Source organism: Limoniibacter endophyticus, from assembly GCF_014652835.1.
GTDB classification, from domain to species: Bacteria; Pseudomonadota; Alphaproteobacteria; order Rhizobiales; family Rhizobiaceae; genus Limoniibacter; species Limoniibacter endophyticus.
In genome coordinates, this window is sequence record NZ_BMZO01000007.1 from 24,074 (window position 1) to 41,813 (window position 17,740).

Annotated in this window: 15 protein-coding genes and 1 CRISPR repeat array; of the genes, 6 read left to right on the top strand and 9 right to left on the bottom strand. The window is 56.4% G+C overall.

The genetic code is table 11. From position 1 onward, the window contains the following. Nucleotides 1-7: 7 nt before the first annotated feature. From fhuB to IE151_RS10925, 5 genes are all read right to left on the bottom strand, one after another. Entirely contained in the window at nucleotides 8-1,972 is a 1,965-nt protein-coding gene (gene fhuB / locus IE151_RS10905) for a Fe(3+)-hydroxamate ABC transporter permease FhuB (RefSeq protein WP_189490055.1), read from the bottom strand. Continuing rightward, nucleotides 1,969-2,835 carry an ABC transporter substrate-binding protein gene (locus IE151_RS10910; RefSeq protein ID WP_189490056.1) on the bottom strand — a complete coding sequence of 289 codons (867 nt, stop codon included), beginning with the start codon at nucleotides 2,833-2,835 and terminating at the stop codon, nucleotides 1,969-1,971. The genes fhuB and IE151_RS10910 overlap by 4 nt, the downstream gene beginning before the upstream one ends. Further along, nucleotides 2,832-3,623 carry an ABC transporter ATP-binding protein gene (locus IE151_RS10915; RefSeq protein ID WP_189490057.1) on the bottom strand — a complete coding sequence of 264 codons (792 nt, stop codon included), beginning with the start codon at nucleotides 3,621-3,623 and terminating at the stop codon, nucleotides 2,832-2,834. Before IE151_RS10915 ends, IE151_RS10910 begins: the two co-directional genes overlap by 4 nt. Nucleotides 3,624-3,644: 21 nt before the next feature. Further along, complete coding sequence (locus tag IE151_RS10920; protein WP_189490058.1) at nucleotides 3,645-5,819, bottom strand: TonB-dependent siderophore receptor; 2,175 nt, start codon at nucleotides 5,817-5,819, stop codon at nucleotides 3,645-3,647. Nucleotides 5,820-5,989: 170 nt separating this feature from the next. Further along, nucleotides 5,990-7,285 (bottom strand): PQQ-dependent sugar dehydrogenase, encoded by a 1,296-nt coding sequence (locus IE151_RS10925; RefSeq protein ID WP_189490059.1) that lies wholly within the window; start codon nucleotides 7,283-7,285, stop codon nucleotides 5,990-5,992. A 484-nt stretch (nucleotides 7,286-7,769) separates the two neighbouring features. Between IE151_RS10925 and cas9 the strand changes: the two genes are divergently transcribed. Genes cas9 through cas2 form a run of 3 tightly spaced genes read left to right on the top strand, consistent with a single transcriptional unit; the run spans nucleotide 7,770 to nucleotide 12,420 of the window. Beyond that, entirely contained in the window at nucleotides 7,770-11,111 is a 3,342-nt protein-coding gene (gene cas9 / locus IE151_RS10930; RefSeq protein ID WP_244636714.1) for a type II CRISPR RNA-guided endonuclease Cas9, read from the top strand. A 27-nt stretch (nucleotides 11,112-11,138) separates the two neighbouring features. Continuing rightward, the gene (gene cas1 / locus IE151_RS10935; RefSeq protein WP_189490060.1) at nucleotides 11,139-12,074 is read left to right on the top strand and encodes a type II CRISPR-associated endonuclease Cas1; all 936 of its coding nucleotides are present in this window, start codon (nucleotides 11,139-11,141) and stop codon (nucleotides 12,072-12,074) included. Then, nucleotides 12,055-12,420 carry a CRISPR-associated endonuclease Cas2 gene (gene cas2, locus IE151_RS10940; RefSeq protein ID WP_244636715.1) on the top strand — a complete coding sequence of 122 codons (366 nt, stop codon included), beginning with the start codon at nucleotides 12,055-12,057 and terminating at the stop codon, nucleotides 12,418-12,420. Before cas1 ends, cas2 begins: the two co-directional genes overlap by 20 nt. Before the next feature lie 72 nt (nucleotides 12,421-12,492). Then, nucleotides 12,493-12,792: a CRISPR direct-repeat array (repeat unit 36 nt; unit sequence ATTCTAGCAGTTCAGAAAAAGCGGTCCAGCGGCAAC). Nucleotides 12,793-12,841: 49 nt separating this feature from the next. Here cas2 and IE151_RS10945 read toward each other — a convergent pair. Beyond that, nucleotides 12,842-13,249: a lysozyme inhibitor LprI family protein gene (locus IE151_RS10945; protein WP_189490451.1), complete on the bottom strand. Its 408-nt coding sequence runs from the start codon at nucleotides 13,247-13,249 to the stop codon at nucleotides 12,842-12,844. 211 nt (nucleotides 13,250-13,460) lie between these two features. Between IE151_RS10945 and IE151_RS10950 the strand changes: the two genes are divergently transcribed. The 3 genes from IE151_RS10950 (at nucleotide 13,461) to IE151_RS10960 (ending at nucleotide 15,798) form a co-directional block, all read left to right on the top strand. Next, the gene (locus IE151_RS10950) at nucleotides 13,461-14,753 is read left to right on the top strand and encodes an NCS2 family permease (protein WP_189490061.1); all 1,293 of its coding nucleotides are present in this window, start codon (nucleotides 13,461-13,463) and stop codon (nucleotides 14,751-14,753) included. Between the two features lie 132 nt (nucleotides 14,754-14,885). Then, nucleotides 14,886-15,179, top strand: a complete 294-nt coding sequence (locus IE151_RS10955; protein WP_189490062.1) for a hypothetical protein — start codon at nucleotides 14,886-14,888, stop codon at nucleotides 15,177-15,179. 22 nt (nucleotides 15,180-15,201) lie between these two features. Next, on the top strand, nucleotides 15,202-15,798 hold the full coding sequence (locus IE151_RS10960; protein ID WP_189490063.1) for an IMPACT family protein: 597 nt from the start codon (nucleotides 15,202-15,204) through the stop codon (nucleotides 15,796-15,798). 71 nt (nucleotides 15,799-15,869) lie between these two features. On the opposite strand, the gene IE151_RS10965 is transcribed toward IE151_RS10960, so the two are convergent. From IE151_RS10965 to IE151_RS10975, 3 genes are read right to left on the bottom strand one after another with little or no spacing between them, the layout of a single operon-like run. Then, complete coding sequence (locus tag IE151_RS10965) at nucleotides 15,870-16,367, bottom strand: peptide deformylase (RefSeq protein WP_189490064.1); 498 nt, start codon at nucleotides 16,365-16,367, stop codon at nucleotides 15,870-15,872. Beyond that, a complete protein-coding gene (locus tag IE151_RS10970) occupies nucleotides 16,364-17,002 on the bottom strand; it encodes a class I SAM-dependent methyltransferase (protein ID WP_189490066.1) in 639 nt (212 codons plus the stop codon). Before IE151_RS10970 ends, IE151_RS10965 begins: the two co-directional genes overlap by 4 nt. Before the next feature lie 8 nt (nucleotides 17,003-17,010). Further along, a complete protein-coding gene (locus IE151_RS10975) occupies nucleotides 17,011-17,679 on the bottom strand; it encodes an RluA family pseudouridine synthase (RefSeq protein ID WP_189490453.1) in 669 nt (222 codons plus the stop codon). Between the last annotated feature and the right edge of the window lie 61 nt (nucleotides 17,680-17,740).

The window sequence follows — 17,740 nt, forward strand, 5'->3', positions numbered from 1 at the left end:
CGAGGGTCTATCGTGCTCGACGATTGAGTGCCCAGAGAAGATAAGGCGCCCCAATCAGCGATGTCATCAACCCCATCGGCAGCTGATAAGGAAAAGTCAGGTTGCGCGCCATCCAGTCTGAAAAGATCATCAGCAGAGCGCCGGCCAGTATGCTGGCAACCAATTGTTGCGCCGGACGCACAAACCCGGCCAGCCGGGCCAGATGCGGCGCCATCAGCCCAACGAAGGACAGCGGTCCGACGAACAAAGTCGCAGCCGCCGTCATGCACGCAGCAAACGCAATGAGTACACCGGTTGCCAGACTATGCTTCAGCCCAATTGCCTTTGCTACCGGTGCGCCCAGTGGCAGGATAGCGAGCCAGCGCAGCAAAAAAAAGAGCGGCGTGATGAAGGTGGCAGCCAGCCCCGTTACCAGCACGGCCTCCCACGGCGTAACGTTCTGCGTCGACCCGCTCAGCCAGGCAAGCAGGAGCATCGACTCCGGCCCGCCACGGGCGATCACGATGGTGATGATCGATCCGCACAGGGCACCGACCGCGATGCCTGATAGAAGCAGGCGTTCCGACCCAAAGCGATAGCGAGCCGAGAGGAAAAGCACAATCGCCATTGCCGCGAGCGCACCGACGAAAGCGCCGGAGAATTGTGCACTACGCCCAATGTCCTGAGAGAAAATCAGAAGGGTTGCAAGACCAACGCCGGCGCCGGAGGCAACGCCCAGAACTTCCGGGCTAGCCATCGCATTACCGGTGATGCGTTGCATGGAAAAGCCTGCTGCGGCCAGCATACCACCCGCAACCGCACCGGCTAGCACGCGCGGCCACCGCCACTCGAAGAGAAGATCGAACATCTCGCCCTGAGCTATATGCCAGCCTGTGCCGCTACGCCCAATCAATATCGCAGCCACTGCAAACGTGATAATGGCCAGGGTCAAAGCAGCAATCATGCCTCGCGGGTGACCTGTCCGGCTTACGACGTTCAACTGCCCCGAAGGTTGCAGCTGCGTTTTTAGCCGCGGCAGGAGCCAAAGCAAGAACGGGCCGCCAAGAAGCGCAGTCGCAGCTCCCGTCGGCAAAAGCTGGGTGCCGCCAAAGGAAACGCTCTGCACGACCCCATCGGCCAGAAACAGGATTGCCGCCGCAATCAGCGGCGAAATCACCAACACCTGTCGTAGAGTGCGTGCTCCAGCTAGCCGCGCCATATTGGGTGCTGCCAATCCGACGAAACCGATCAGCCCGACCTCGGACGAAACGCTCGCAGCGAGAAACACCGCAACGCCCAGCGCACAGAAACGGGTCGCCGTAACGCCCAGACCAAGAGCCCGTGCATTGGCATCGTCCAGCGCCAGCAGAAGCAGAGGGCGATACAGCAATGCAACTGCTATCGCCGCTAACACGAGCCGAATTGCTAAATTGTTGGCCGGGGTCCAGCTCTGCTGCTCCATTGCGCCGCTGCCCCAAATGAACAGCGACATCATGTACTCGCCATTAGCAAGCACAATAGTGGAGCTGATTGAAGCGGCCACCAGCGAGATCAGCATGCCCGAAATCACTACGGTGACTGGATCGAGCGAACGTCGCCATGACAATGCGAGCACAAGCCCGAGGGCAATCGCTCCACCGGCGAAGGCGACCGGTTCGCGCGCATATTCCATCCATGTGGGCGCGTAAATTGTCGCTGCCGTCATTGCAAGTTGCGCACCAGAGGCAACGCCGACCGTCGAGGGATCCGCTATAGGATTACGCAACACGCGTTGCATCAGTGCGCTGGCCAAGCCCAATGCCGCCCCCGCAAGCAATGCAACCGCGCCACGCGGCAATGTGCTGTGGTAAAATACAATAAGACGCAGCAAATCGCCGTCGCCCGGCCAATCACGCCACAGAACATGGCCAAAGAATACAAGCGCTAAAGTTCCGACGCCAAAGAGAATGAGCCGCACCGGATTCTCGCCCCCGGTTCTGATGTCCGCGCTCATGCCGCAGCCCTCAGTGCTTCCTCCAGAAGTCGCGCAAATCGGCGCGCTGCCGGAAGACCACCGAACGGATTGATCGGCTCCAGCACGAAAGATCGTCCTTCGCGCACCGCCGGCATTACTTGCCAGAGCGCACTTTGTGGCATCACACGCTTCGCGTCGGGCGGAATAGGCGAGATCATGATGACGATCGCCTCTGGATAATCCGCAAGCACCTCAAGTCCCACCGGTGCTGTCGCGCTATAGCTTGTCTTTATGCCCCAAGCATTCTCAAAGCCCATTTTCGTGGCAACATCCCCGAACATGGAATCGCCGCCGAATGCACGAAAATGACGCGGATCGCCAATATTGATAATGAGGAGCGGGCGGCTTCTATGCTGCGCCAGCCTTTCTCCGCGTTTCGCCAGCTCGGCATCGGTGGCACTAATATAATCTTCGGCTTCCCTTTCCAGAGCGAAATCCGCCGCCATTTTGCGCATGGCAGCTTGCGCCTTGGCAAAAGGCTGTTCGCCGCTCACGTAGATCGGCAAGGATCTGACCGGTGCGATCCGCTCCATTTGCGGATGCGCCCAGGCGCTGTAATTGCTGCCATAGATCACATCGGGTGCGACGGCAGCGAGAAGCTCGAAGTTCACCGATCCGCGAAGCCCCAGATCCAGCACTTCGCCTGGCACGGCGGGCTCGATGACGACCTGGCGATAGAGCATTAGTTCGACCGCTGCCGCCGGGACGATGCCAAGCGCCAGTGCTGTTTCCAGCAAAGCCCAGTCCACAATGGCGATTTTCGGTGCAGCCATAGCGGCGTGCGGCGCAAGCGCCGCTGCGCAAGCAGCACCAGCCAGAAAACTGCGCCGTCCGAGCATCATAGAACGTAGCCCACCGGCGTACCGTTTGAGGGATTGGTGAAGATACCCATCGAGATGCCGTAGATGCGCTCAAGTACTTCGGTCTGCATAATCTCGCTGGGTACACCGTCGGCCACCAACCTGCCATGCCCGAGCGCCACCAGTCGATCGCAAATTCGCGCCGCCATATTGATATCATGCAAAACGATGACAACGCTCAAAGCTCGCTCATGCGCCAGCCGATGAACCAGTTCCAGCATCTCCGCCTGATGAGAAATATCGAGCGCCGAGGTCGGCTCGTCGAGCAAGAGACACTTTGTATCCTGCGCAAGCAGCATAGCGAGCCATACGCGCTGGCGCTCGCCCCCCGAAAGCGTATCGACAATGCGGTTGCGAAAGGCCTCGACGCCCGTTTGCGCCATTGCTTCCTCGACTTTGCGCGCGTCTGTTGCGGTGAAGCGTCCAAATGTTCCATGCCAGGGAAAACGTCCCAACGCGACGAATTCTTCCACCGTCATGCCATCAGTGGTCGGCATGAATTGCGGCATGTAGGCAAGTTTGCGGGCGAATGTGCGATCTGTATCGACCCCAATATCCTGTCCCAGGAAACGTATGGTGCCACGATCCGCCGCCTGTTGACGAGCCAGCATCTTGATCAGCGTCGATTTACCCGAGCCATTCGGCCCGATCAGCCCCGTAACCTCGCCCTGTTCGATTGTCAGGTTCAGGTTCTCGATGATTGAACGTCCAGGCACACGGAAATGTGCAGCCTCCACTTCGAAAAGCGAAGGCCGCACATCTTTGCTCATAGGAACGCCCGACAAATCCACTTACCACTTATAGCTCAGGTTGCCCACGACGGTGCGGCCCTCGCCATAGAAGCAACCGAAGTTGCAGCTCGCGACATAGTGCTCGTCGGCGATATTCTGCACAGCCAGCGATGCCTTGAAATTTTTCTTTTCGAAAGCGACTGAAGCATCGAAGACGATGTTATCGGGAAGTTTGACCGTGTTTGTATTGTTGCCATAACGCTCGCCGACATAGCGCGCGCCCGCGCCGAGCTTCAGACCTGCCAGCGTCGTATCCTCCCGGAACGTATAGCCAAGCCAAAGCGACGCGGAATGAAGCGGAATATCTTTCAGCCGATTGCCGGTCGTTGGAAGCAATGTTCCATTCGGGCCATCGAGTTCGTCTCCGCCATCCATGATGCGCGTATCCGCATAGGTATAGCTTGCAATCAGATCGAGACCAGCCGCCAGATTTGATTTTGCCTCCAGCTCGAAACCACGCGAGCGGGCCTCACCGACCTGCGTTGTGACAAAATTCGTAGTCGTGGCGATGTTCGTCTTCGTTAGTTCATAGATGCTGGCCGTCAGAAGCGTATTCGAGCCTTCCGGCTGATACTTGATGCCGCCTTCGATGATTTCCCCTTTGCTGGGGTCCAGTGCCCGCTGCGTCGCCGTAACAGTACCTGATTGCGGGTTGAACGAAGTCGAATAGTTGACATAAGGCGCCCACCCACTATCGAAAAGATAAAGAACACCGACACGTCCGGTCAGCGCCTGATCCTTGACCTCGGAAAGAGTTGTGGTTTTCGTTATGCCCTTCAACGAGCTGTTGTCGATGTCGAACCAGTCCTGGCGCAGACCGAAATTCAAACGCAAACGATCTATCGCGACCTGATCCTGAGCATAAATGCCGAGGGTACGGATCCGCGAATTGGTTATATCCGCCAGGCTGGTATCCACGCTCGGCACCGCACCGTAAACGGGATTGAAGACGTCGATCGGTGTAATCGTTCCGGTAAAATTAGACGAACGCCATTGCTTGTTACTGCGATAGTCGAGACCAAGAAGAGCTGTATGCGCAGCGATTCCGGTATCGAATTTTGCTTCCAACTGATTATCGACAGCAAAGCTATTCGTCGTTTCCGACTGGACATTCACGCCGCGGTTCACCGTCCGATTGTCCGCAGCCAATGAGGAGAAATAGAGATTGTTGAAGTCTGCATCGAAATGTCCGTACTGTACATTCTGACGGAACTCGAACGTCTCGTTGAAACGGTGCCGGAACTCATATCCGAGATTGCCATAAAGGCTTTCGGCATCGTTGAACCCAGGTTCGCCAATATAGCGATTAATCGGAATCACACCGTTCGGGTTGAAATCGAGCGTTCCGGACTGTGGCAATCCCAGAGGAGACGTGCCCGTATCATATTGAAGCGCGCCCAGAATGGTAAGCGAAGTGTCCTCGTCTGGCGCCCAGGTCAGGGACGGCGCAAAATAGAAGCGGTCATCGCTGGTGAAGTCCTGCTGACCATCGGCCAGACGCCCCAGAGCCGTCAGTCTATAGGAGAGAACGTCGTTATAGGCGTCACCACCGTCGAATTTAAGAACATACCGATCATTGGTGCCCACTTCCGCGCCTGCCTCGATGAAGCGTTCAAAGGTTGACCGTTTTGCCACCAGATTGATCAGCCCGCCCGGCTCCCCCTGACCATAGAGGACGGATGCCGGTCCCTTGATAACATCGATACGCTCCTGGCCGAACGTCTCGAAAGCGATAGCGCTGAAGTCACGGATAAAACGGAAGGAATTGAGATAGACGCTGTCCTTTGCGTCAAAGCCACGGATGATTGGGTTGAAATAGCGCGCGTCGGTGCCAAAAGGGGACGCAACAACGCCAGCAGTATATCCGAGAGCCTGATCGAGATTCTGCACCCCACGATCTTCGAGCTGCTGCGTCGTGATGACGGAGATCGACTGCGGCGTCTCGATCAGCGGCGTCGTTGTCTTGGTGCCCGTCGCGCTCTGCGCCGCAACGTAGCCTTCAACCGGTCCCGTTACAACGGCAGCGTTGCTGAACACCGAAGCACCGCCCTCGCCTTCAATGACGATGCGATCCAGCTCGACCGGGTCGTCGCTTTGCGCGTGTGCGCCCGAGAGGAAGACAAGAGAAGACGCCGAAAGACCGAAAAACGCTTTGAAGGAAATGAGACGGGACACGGAAGATATATCCTTTTGAAAAATATCGCTCCTTATGTCAGATGAAAGATGAACTAGAAACTCCTCTTTTACGCTTAAATCGTTTGTTTCTCCCGCTGTGACCGACTTGCCACAAACTGGATACGAAGTGCGCCGTCTGGATGGGCGCACAGCGAACGCAGATATTGAGCTTACTTTGCTTTCGTCAGCTTGATGATGGTTGAGCCTCCCATCATGCGCGACTCGGTTACGGCATAAACGGCGCCATCCGGCCCAACCTTCACGTCACGGATACGCGCATCAAGCGGCACCCGCTCCTCGTAGACTACCCGATCTCCGTCGAGATGCACGACGACAATACCCTGCGTGCCTAGCCCACCGATCAGAAACGCGTCCTGCCATTCAGGAAACGCATCACCCTGATAAAGTGCCATGCCTGACGGTGCGATAACGGGATCCCAGTAATAAACTGGCTGTTCTGTACCTTCGCGTGCCGTCTCGCCCTCTCCGACCGGGCTCCCGCTATACTCGATACCATAGGTCACCTCCGGCCAGCCGTAATTTTTGCCTGCCTCGGGACGGTTCAACTCGTCGCCGCCTTTCGGTCCATGCTCAACAATCCAGAAACGCCCCTGAGCATCGAGCGCTGCCGCCTGCGTGTTGCGATGGCCGTAGCTCCAGATCTCGGACAGCGCATTCTCCTGATCGGCAAAGGGGTTGCCCTCAAAGGGCTCGCCGTCTTGCGTCAGGCGGAAGACCTTTCCAAGACCGCTGGACAAATCCTGCGATTGAATACGGGGCTCAACATCCGAGCGCTCGCCGACGGTAACAAACAACGCACCATCATTGTCAAAGACGAGACGCGATCCAAAATGCTTGTCCCCGTCATAAGTCGGCATCTGCTGAAAGATGACCTTCACATCTTCAAGCCGATCACCGCCATTTTCATCGCTCACAAGTGTTGCGGAGGCAACGGAGGTGCCATTGCCGCCATCGCGCGGCTCGGAAAACGAGAAGAAGATACGATTCGAGCTTTCGAAATCAGGGGCCAAAGCCACATCGAGCAGGCCGCCTTGTCCGCGGTCATCGACCTCGGGCACTCCCTCAATGGCAGGCCCCACTTCCCCATCAGCCACAATATGAATCGCGCCCTCCTTAGCCGTCACCAGCATGCGGCCATCCGGCAGAAATTCCATCGCCCAAAGCTTAGGCAGCCCTTCTGCCACCACCTCAACCGTAACTTCCGGCATGATCTCAGGTTGTGGAGCGCGGGTCTGCCCCTGGAAGGCGGGCCGTTGATCCGGGGCATTGGCGGCTTCCCTTTCCGCCGGTGTACCACCCGGACGCTGCTCAGCACCTGAAGCGGGGGACTCGCCCTCGGCGCTCCCTGTAGCAGCCGCGCCGCCATTGGTCTGCGCATATGCGCCACCGAGAGCAATAGCGGCAGATAGCATCGTGCCGGCGAGAAGGAGAGAAAACTTGGTCATGAATGGCTCCATCGATACACGAGCGGCTTCTTGCAATGAGACGCTCCTACGAAAAGTGCACGGCCCGCCGGACGGTCGGTCGCAATCAGCTTGCAACACCAACCGCCAACGCGTCCATTGGTTCACGCCCAATGATTCAAGAAAAATTTATCACCCCTGCAGATCATCGGGTTTGCAAAGCGCATGAAATATGCTTAGAAGAACTATACATAGCAGTTCAGAAAAAGCGGTCTGGCCGTTAACAAGCTTAGACAGCACCAAATAAGGCGCACCCTCCGGGGTGCGTTTTTTGTTATAGAATACTGCACAGTCGAGACCGCACAGTATTCTATAAGTTCAGAAAAAGCATGTCTAACGGCAACTACGCGAACAATTTTTGCTTTAAAAACAAAACATATCGTGTAATCTCCATTTTATGCCAGTGAGTTGTTGCGCAACGCAGAACGATGGCGCAACAATTTCATATTATTATGGAGAATCTGGCATGAACATCCATGAATTTCCCTATGCGAATAATTTGCGCTCCATGAGCGCTGCACCTCTCTTACTGGCATTTGATCTCGGGACTTCTTCCGTAGGCTGGGCGGCCTTCGACATCGACACCGCAGGCACCCCCATTCGTCTTCTCGATGCCGGCGTGCGCCTATTCGGAGATGGCCGCGAACCGAAGTCGCGCCTGCCGCTCGCTGTTGGCCGCCGCATCGCACGCGGCATGTCGCGGCGGCGCGACCGCTACAAGCGCCGCCGAAAAGCCCTTTTGCGCACGTTGATCGAATTCGGACTCATGCCAGAACATCGGCCGGCTCAACTCGCCCTTATAGCAGAAACACGAGACAGCGCCCTGCCTTCCGATGTCTATGCATTGCGGGCCCGCGCGCTTGACGAGGCCCTGAGCTTATATCAGATCGGCCGCATATTCTTTCATCTGAACCAGCGCAGAGGCTTTAAAAGCAATCGCCGTACTGACAGCCGAGACAACGAACAAGGCATGATTGCGCAGGGAATCGCCCGCCTGCACCAGGAACTGCTCGCCCATGACGCTCGAACGCTTGGCGAGTTGCTTTTCAAGCGCCGCGGCACCGATCCGAAAAACCGCGGCACAGTGCGTGTCCGCGCACAGACCATAAATGTCGAAGGCAAGGATGAGCAGGGGTACGGCTTTTATCCCGAACGCAGCTTTTTGCAGCACGAGTTCAATGCGATTTGGGATGCGCAAGCGAAATTCTATCCCGATCTTCTGACCGAGGAACGGCGCGCTCATCTTCATACGGTGATTTTCTACCAACGGCCGCTGAAACCTGCCAAACCCGGCAAATGCAGCTTCTTTCCTGATGAGGATCGCCTGCCGAAAGCGCATCCGCTATTTCAGGAGTTCCGCCTCTTCAAGGAAGTGAACGAGCTGAAGCTAAAACCGGACTTCGGGGATGCGTATCCCTTGACGCTCGAGCAGCGCGATCTTCTGATTACCGTTCTTCGTCCAGCGCATTCATCCAAGTACACGGCATTGCGCAAGAAACTGCTGAAGGCGTCACAAGGCATCAAGTTCAACAAGGAAAGCGAAAGCCGCCTTTCCATGAAAGGTGACGAAGTCTATGCCACTATGAGCGACAAGAGCCGTTTCGGCGCGCTCTGGAGCGGCTTTTCAGTCAAGGAGCAGACGCAGCTTGTCGAGAAATTATATCAAGAAGACGATCCTCTGGCACTGGATACTTGGCTGGCCAACCGCTACCCGCTGCTCGAAGCGAGCCAGCGCGACGCGATCTCGGGTGCGAATCTGCCTGAAGGTTTTGGACGCCTCGGCGTCTCTGCGCTGGAGACCCTGCTTGTCGAGCTTAAAGCTGATGTCATCACTGAATATGAGGCCATTCAACGAGCCGGCTTGAAAAATGCAGAAGTGCATGACGGCCACGCGCTTCTGCCGCCCTATCAGGAAGTTCTTGCCAAGCGCATTCCCGCCGGCACCGGGGATGACGACGATCCTTATGATATTCGCATGGGCCGCATCACCAATCCAACGGTGCATATCGCGCTCAACCAGCTGCGTCGCGTCGTCAATCTATTGATCCAGCGATTCGGCAAACCGGAGAAGATCGCCATCGAACTGGCGCGAGACCTGAAACTCTCCGAAGAACAGAAGAAGCAGGTCAACCATACCATCGCGAAGAATACGCGCGCCAATGAGTTGCGGAGCGACAAGCTGCGCGACCTGGAAAGAAAAGGCACCTATTTCAACATCGACAACGGCTATAATCGTTATCTTCTGAAACTCTGGGAAGAACTCGATCCGGCCCAGCCGCTAAATCGCAGATGCATCTATTCCGGCAAACCGATCAGCATCGAAATGCTTTTCAATGGTGAGGTGGATGTCGATCACATCCTGCCTTACTCACAAACTCTCGACGACAGTCAGGCCAACAAACTGCTCTGCCTGCGAGATGCCAACCGGATCAAGAAGAACCGCCCTCCTTCAGAAGTTGCGGAATGGGTGCACGAGTATGACGGCATCCTCGACCGGGCCAGCCGCCTTCCTGCCAGCAAGCGCTGGCGTTTCGCTCCCGGCGCGATGAAACGCTTCCGCGAGGAAGAAGGCTTTCTCGCGCGCCAGCTCACCGATACCCAGTATCTCTCGCGTCTCGCACATGAATATTTGGCCGCGCTCTACCCGGATGAAGAACCGGATCAGTGGGGCGTCTTCGTCAAAAAAAATCACGTACGCATCAATCCCGGACGCATGACGCAGATGCTGCGCCATCACTGGGGACTAAACGAACTGATCGGTAAGGCCGATGCGAAAAATCGCAATGACCACCGCCATCATGCCATAGACGCGGCGGTGATCGGCGCAATCACGCCGGCCATGCTCAATCGCGTTTCAAGAGCAGCAGCCAGCCGCGAGGCGCAGCAACTAGAAAAGAGCATTGGCGACATCGACCTGCCTTTTCCGACATTTCGTGAAGAATTGGAGAGAATCGTCAGCCGCATCGTTGTCAGCCACAAGCCTGATCATGGCACTTTACCCTCAACGGAAAGCGCCAGCTCCACCGCGGGCCGATTGCATAATGATACGGCTTACGGTTTGACTGGCGAAACCGATGCGAAAGGCGTGCCTATCGTCGTGCGCCGCAAGAGCTTCCTTAACCTACAACGCAAGGACATCGCCACTATTCGCGATGAAGAGCTGCAGGCCGCCATCCTCAAAGCAACAGACAGCGTTTCCGACAAGGACTTCCCAGCAGCACTTGATCACTTCCGCAAGCAGGGGCCGAAGCAGTTTCGTGGCATCCGCCGCGTGCGCGTCATTGAAACACTGAATGTCATCCCGATCCGCGACGAGCATGGTCGCGCCTACAAGGCCTATAAAGGCGATGCCAATTATCGCTACGACGTCTGGGAACTGCCCAGCGGCAAGTGGGTTGAGGAACTCGTCTCAATGTTCGAAGCACATAAGCTGGGCTGGCAATCCGAGATACATAAGAATAATCCGGCGGCGCGGCGCGTGCTCAGCCTCCATAAGGACGATATGGTTGCCTACCGGAATCACGACAACGAATACACGGTCGGTCGAGTGGTGAAATTCTCGAAGGGAAGTATCTGCTTTGCCAGCAACCGTGAAGGTGGAGCCCTGAAAGCTCGGGACGCGGATAAGACGGACCCATTCAAATATTTCATAAAATCAGCCAGTTCGTTGAAAGACGCCCAGGCACGCCAAATCCGTGTGGATGAAACAGGTCGTGTTTTTGATCCTGGTCCGCAAGACCGTCAGAGCCGCGCCATCCGAAAACAGAATGGAAACATTAACAATAAAACCGAAATCTCTTTTTCTTGACCAAGAAGAGATGGCATATTTCGCGTTATGGAGCGGGTAATAGACATACAAACGGACGGAGTTTTTCTTTCCGTCCATCGGGGTTTTCTTATAGCTGATTTAGCCGGTGAAAACTTCGGGCGTATCGCGCTGGACGATATTGGTGCGCTCATCGTGCACGCACACGGCGTGAAATGGTCGAACACCGTCTTTACTCGCATGAGCGAACGCGGCGTACCCGTGGTGATTTGCGGCAGCAATCATGCTCCGATCGCCTGCATCTGGCCTCTTGATGGGCATCATCGGCAAGCTGCACGCATGCGGGCTCAGATTGCTGCACCGAAGCCGCTCACCAAACAACTATGGCGACAGGTAGTCACAGCAAAAATCCGCATGCAGGCCGCTGTGCTGCAACGTTATGACGTTGAAGCCGGCGGCCTCTTGAGACTCGCTCGCACCGTGCGGTCAGGCGATCCTGGCAATATTGAAGCTCAGGCCGCCCGCCGCTACTGGAAAGCACTGTTCGGCCCCAATTTCTCACGCGATCAGAATGCAGACGGCATCAATAGCTTGCTCAATTACGGTTACACGGTTCTGCGGGCGCTTGTCTCGCGCGCCATCTGCGCTGCCGGCCTTCATCCCACCATCGGTATTTTTCACGCCAACAGCGCAAACGCCTTCGCGCTCTCTGATGATTTGATGGAGCCCTATCGCCCGCTGGTCGACATGCTTGTCCGCGATCTGGTCGATAAGGGGCACGACAGAGTAACACCGGAGACCAAGCAACAACTCGCCAGCATCGGCACGCTCGACCTCATAACAGAAATTGGCACGTCGCCCCTTTCCATTCAAACGCAACGATTTGTCTATTCCGTTGTCACCAGTTTCGAAATGAAGGTGCCGATGCTCGACCTACCCGATCCCTCCATTATCGCCACAAGCTCGGTCGTCGAGGAGGTCCCCCATGACGCGCTGGGAACATAAAGCAACCTCTGGCCTCACCCATCTTAACGGATATCAGCTCATGTGGATGCTCGTAACGTTCGACCTGCCGGTCGAGACCAAGGTGCAACGTGCCGCTGCCTCGAAATTCAGGCTCAGCTTACTGGACATGGGTTTTGAAATGAGTCAACTTTCCAACTATTTGCGCTTTTGCAACGGCAAGGAACAGTTCGAATCATATGTGCGCAAGATAAGCGCCATCCTCCCTGACAAAGGCGACGTCTATGTCTTTCAATTCACAGACAGGCAATATGAGAACATCGTCCGCTACAGCGACCAGAGACGCAAGGCACGTCAGAAAAATCCACAGCAGCTCATTCTTTTCTGACTGCCTCATTCCGTTTTTCAAAAATGAAACGGCTGATTCTCTTTTTAAGATCAGAGAGATCAGCCGTCATCTATTCTAGCAGTTCAGAAAAAGCGGTCCAGCGGCAACAGGAACGATGGAGGAGCGCCGCACGGATATATTCTAGCAGTTCAGAAAAAGCGGTCCAGCGGCAACTGAATAACCTTTAACTGCTTGTCAGACATAATTCTAGCAGTTCAGAAAAAGCGGTCCAGCGGCAACCTAACGATGCGACAATTCAAAATCCAGTTGATTCTAGCAGTTCAGAAAAAGCGGTCCAGCGGCAACGTTGTCCCCGATGTCGTAGTTTCCTGCGAGATTCTAGCAGTTCAGAAAAAGCGGTCCAGTGGCAACCTTCCGAGTTTGTCGTCGCGGTGGCCCACTCCCTTTCGTTGGCAGATGATCAGCGCGCAGGGACAGGACAGCTGAGATCGCCTTCCTCACAATTGGCATAATATTTCAGCTGATCGACGCGCTGCTTGGTAAGATCGGCCATGCATTGCAGCTTGACCATCGGCTGGGAACTGCCGCCTTCCGTCAGGTTCGCTTGAAAAGCGCATTCCTTATTGCGGAAGGTGATCCAGGCGCGTTGTGTGTCGGCCAGCATGTTGCGCGTGTCGCTGCCCTTCTCCAATCGGTGGACGATCTCGGAGTAAAGCGCATTCAACTCCTTATCCGCGGACTCATACGCTTTTGCGGCGCAGGCATTCATGTCGCCTTGTGTCTGAGCGTTGGCGCAATCCTGCGGTTGCGCGGAAAGAAGGGATGTCGAGCTCAGAACAATAAGCGGGAGAAGCAACCGGTAAAGCATCATGACCTCCTTTGATCTGACATTTTTGAAACAGTAGCGAAATAAATGTCCCCGTAACATCGAATGCGGGACAAAACCGGTTAATTTTCTACCAATTTCGTATGTCGTCCCTTTGCACAGCCGTTTATAGAGGCTTGATCCTCCTGTTTGAAACATGCTGGAGGACGGCTGCCCGCATCCTCCTGTCTCATGCGGGCCTTGAGGGGATCCTATGCTCGAAAAACTCTTCCAACTGAAGGAGAATGGTACCACGGTTCGCACCGAACTCGTGGCCGGCCTCACCACCTTCCTCACCATGTCTTATATCATCTTCGTCAATCCGAATATTCTTTCGACGACGGGGATGGATGCAAACGCAGTCTTCGTTGCCACCTGCCTTGCGGCGGCCCTTGGTTCGATCGTGATGGCACTGGTCGCCAACTGGCCGATCGGCATGGCCCCCGGCATGGGGCTAAACGCATTCTTCGCCTTTGGCGTCGTCGCGGGCATGGGCTTCACCTGGCAGCAGGCACTTGGTGCGGTCTTCGTTTCCGGCATCATTTTCCTCATTCTGACCATTACCGGTATCCGATCCTGGCTCATTGACGGCATTCCGCAGGCGTTGCGGAGCGCCATTGCTGCCGGTATCGGCATGTTCCTGGCGATCATCGCATTGACCGGTTCCGGCATCGTGGTGGATAATCCGGCAACGTTGGTCAGCCTTGGTGACCTCCACCAGCCCGGCCCTCTTCTCGCGATCTTCGGCTTCTTCCTCATGGCCGTGCTGGATGCGCTGCGTGTTCGCGGCGCGATCCTGATCGGCATTCTCGTTGTCACGATCCTGTCGATGCTGCTCGGCGTCAGCCAGTTCAATGGTGTCGTCTCGGCTCCGCCAAGCCTTGCACCCACATTCCTGCAGCTAGACATTATGGGCGCGCTTGGCACCGGCCTTATCCATGTCATTCTTGTGTTCGTTCTAGTCGAAGTTTTTGATGCTACAGGCACGCTGATCGGCGTCGGCAAACGCGCCGGTCTCATTCAGGATGAAAAGAAGAGCCGCCTCGGACGCGCCCTCTTCGCCGATTCCACCGCCATCGTCGGCGGCTCGCTCCTCGGAACATCCTCAACGACCGCCTATGTTGAAAGCGCCGCCGGCGTCCAGGCAGGGGGTCGCACCGGCCTTACCGCCCTTGTCATCGCCGCACTCTTCCTCTGCGCACTGTTCTTCTCGCCGCTCGCCAGTGCCGTTCCGGCACATGCGACAGCACCCGCGCTTCTCTATGTCGCAACGCTAATGATGCGCGAGCTTTCCGAGATCGACTGGAAGGACGTCACCATCGCCGCCCCGGCAGCCCTGACGGCGCTCGGCATGCCGCTGACCTACTCGATCGCCAACGGTCTCGCCTTCGGCTTTATTTCCTACGTCATCCTCAGGGCCGCAACCGGTCACGCGCGCTCCATTCACATCGCCACCTGGGTCATTGCGGCACTCTTCATTATCCGCTTCGCCTTCTTCCCTGAATAAGCAACTACCGGAAATTACAGTACAAAAGGGCTGGAGCAATCTGGCCCTTTTGTTTGAGCGCTATCCGATTTTAAGGACTGGACATCTCTTGCACAGTCGTTACGAAGGCAGCAACAAGGAATGGAGATATTCATGAAACGACCTGTTCGCCTACTCATCGCCGCAGCCGCAGCTCTCGTCGTCGGCTTCGGCTTCATGCAAGTGGACAAGATGCGGGGCGCCGAATGGGTCGTATCTCCCGAACAGATAGAGCAGGCCAAAGCAGGCGGTCAGGCAGGCGTCGAATCACGTCCCGGGACGGTCACGGTCTTGCCTATCCGTAGCGAGACCGCGGATGCATTGCCGATTAAATGGGCGCTCGCTGGTCTGGCCGCAGGATTTATTGCGTTCCGCGCAACCGGCAAGAAGAAGACTGCGACAGCCTGACCGGGCGGAGGCAAAAAGCACGATGACAGAGCGGTTCACCCTGCGGAAGCCGCATGAAGCGCGCCAGGAAATCAAGAGAAGCCGCTTCGCCACTTTTGCTGCACCCGTCGCTGACGAAGATACGGCAAAAGCCTTCATCGCAAAACATTCGGATCCGAGCGCCACACATAATTGCTGGGCCTGGCGTCTCGGTCAGGCCTATCGGTTCAATGATGATGGCGAACCGAGTGGCACGGCAGGCAAACCCATCCTGCAAGCCATCGACGGACAATCTCTGGATCATGTCGCCGTACTGGTCATACGCTGGTTCGGCGGTATTCTTCTCGGCAGCGGCGGCTTGATCCGCGCCTATGGGGGCAGTGCCGCTCTTTGTCTGCGGGAAGCGGAGAGAATACCCCTCGTTGAGAGCACTGCCGCAACGCTTGACTGCATCTTCTCAGACCTGGCGCTCCTACAGGCGAAGCTGTCTGCATTGCCACATGTTGCCATTGAGGCGCAGACCTTTACCGCGACCGGCGCCATTTTATACATGCGCATCCACACGGCCATGATCGAAACCGTCGCAGCACTGATCAACGACATGACGAGCGGACGCAGCCAACTGCGATGTGACGCCTAATGCCACACGTTCTTTCCTGAGAGGTTTTCCCGCTCAAATCGTAGATAATGAGCTCAGGTCGTCGCCGATTATCAAGCCTTCGCCATTTTCTGGTAGCGCCTCAGGACGCGTTCACGTCTCAGCCGCGATAGTCTCTGAATCCAGAAAATGCCATCGAGCTGGTCGATTTCGTGCTGATGACAGACTGCGAGAAGACCCTCGGATTCTTCTATGTGCTCGCGGCCTTCGAGATCCTGATAACGCAGACGGATGGATGCTGCCCGCTCCACTTCCTCGACCACTCCGGGCATCGACACGCTGCCTTCGGGGTGACGAACCCGCTCCTCCGACATCCAGATGATCTGCGGGTTGACAAACACTTTCACACCCGTTTCAGGAGACAGCTCGAGCACAACGACCCGCTTTTGAACGTCTATATGCGACGCAGTGATTCCGATGCCGGGAGCAGCACGCAGCGTATCGAGAAGATCATTCGCCAGTTCACGCAGCGACACGTCGAACACGGTCACCGGTTGCGCCACGATCTTCAGACGTGGATCGGGATATTTAGTGATCGTGCGAATGGTCATTCCTCATGCTCCCCGGCAAGTGGAATCTTGGCCTTGACGAAGACGTCATAGCGCGTGCTTTTTCCAAGAATTTGGTGCGACGGTCTGCGCAGACCGGCCATCGGTTCAGCCCGCAGGGGCCACTTCAGCACCACACGAGCCTGCGCCGCTTCGAGCGCAACCTGCATGAGCTTTTCAGCATCCGGATCGGTACCGACAATTTCGCGGATCTGGCGCATTTCCTTTTTCACTAGCGCAGTGTTGCCACGCGGCGGATGCATCGGATCCACCAGCACGACCTGCGGCTTCAACTCAGGCAAAAGCAGACAGGAGTCGCCGCGCAGCAAGGTCATGCGCGCCACAGTATCGGCATAACGACCGCCTTCTGCGGATGCGCGCTCAAGACCTTCCGCAAGCAGCGCATGCATTTTCTCCGAACGTTCGATCAACGTGACGGCGGCCCCCAGCGAAGCGAGAAAGAACGCATCGCGCCCCAGCCCAGCCGTCGCATCAACGATCTGCGGGGTTACTCCCTTCGTAAATCCTGCCGCCTTGGCAAGCGGTTGGCCACGTCCCTCGCCGGAACGGAAGCGATGCCCCACCGCCCCGCCGACGAAATCGACTACCAGCTCTGATGAATCAACTTTCTGCGCCATACATGATCTCAGAAAGGGCAAGGAACAGTGAAGGTCATGATGGACCCGTCGGGATGCTGAAAACGCAGCATTTCAGCGTGCAGAAGCAGCCGCGCCGAAGCTCCCAGCGCCTCGCCCTCGGCATAAAATGCATCCCCGAGAATCACATGCCCCGCCGCCTTCATATGCACGCGCAGCTGATGCGTACGTCCCGTCAGAGGAAAAAGCTGTAGGCGCGTGGTCCCGCCGCCCCGCTCCAGAACACGCCAACGCGTTTGAGCAGGCTTTCCATTTGCGTGATCTACACGATGACGTGGTTTGTTTTCGGGGTCGATTGCCAGCGGCAGATCGATCAGCCCGTCATCGGCTTCCACGATCCCCCAGACAATGGAAACATATGATTTTTCCGTCTGCCGCGCCTCGAACTGCGCAGCAATATGCGCATGGGCGCGCCGATTGAGCGACATGAGCACAAGGCCCGATGTATCCTTATCGAGCCTGTTGATCATCTGGCTTTTGGGGAATTGCGCACGTACGCGGGTCGCCAAACTATCCGACAGCGCCGGATCTCGCCCGGGCACGGACAAGAGTCCGCTCGGCTTATCCAGCACAAGAATATCCGCATCCTGATGGACGATCGAGACATATGGCTCGAGCGGCGGGTTATAGACAGGCGATTGGGCTATCGAGGCACTCATGAGCGGCATTTAACACAGCCGCCATGAAAACGAGAAGCATACATAGAGGAAAACACCACCT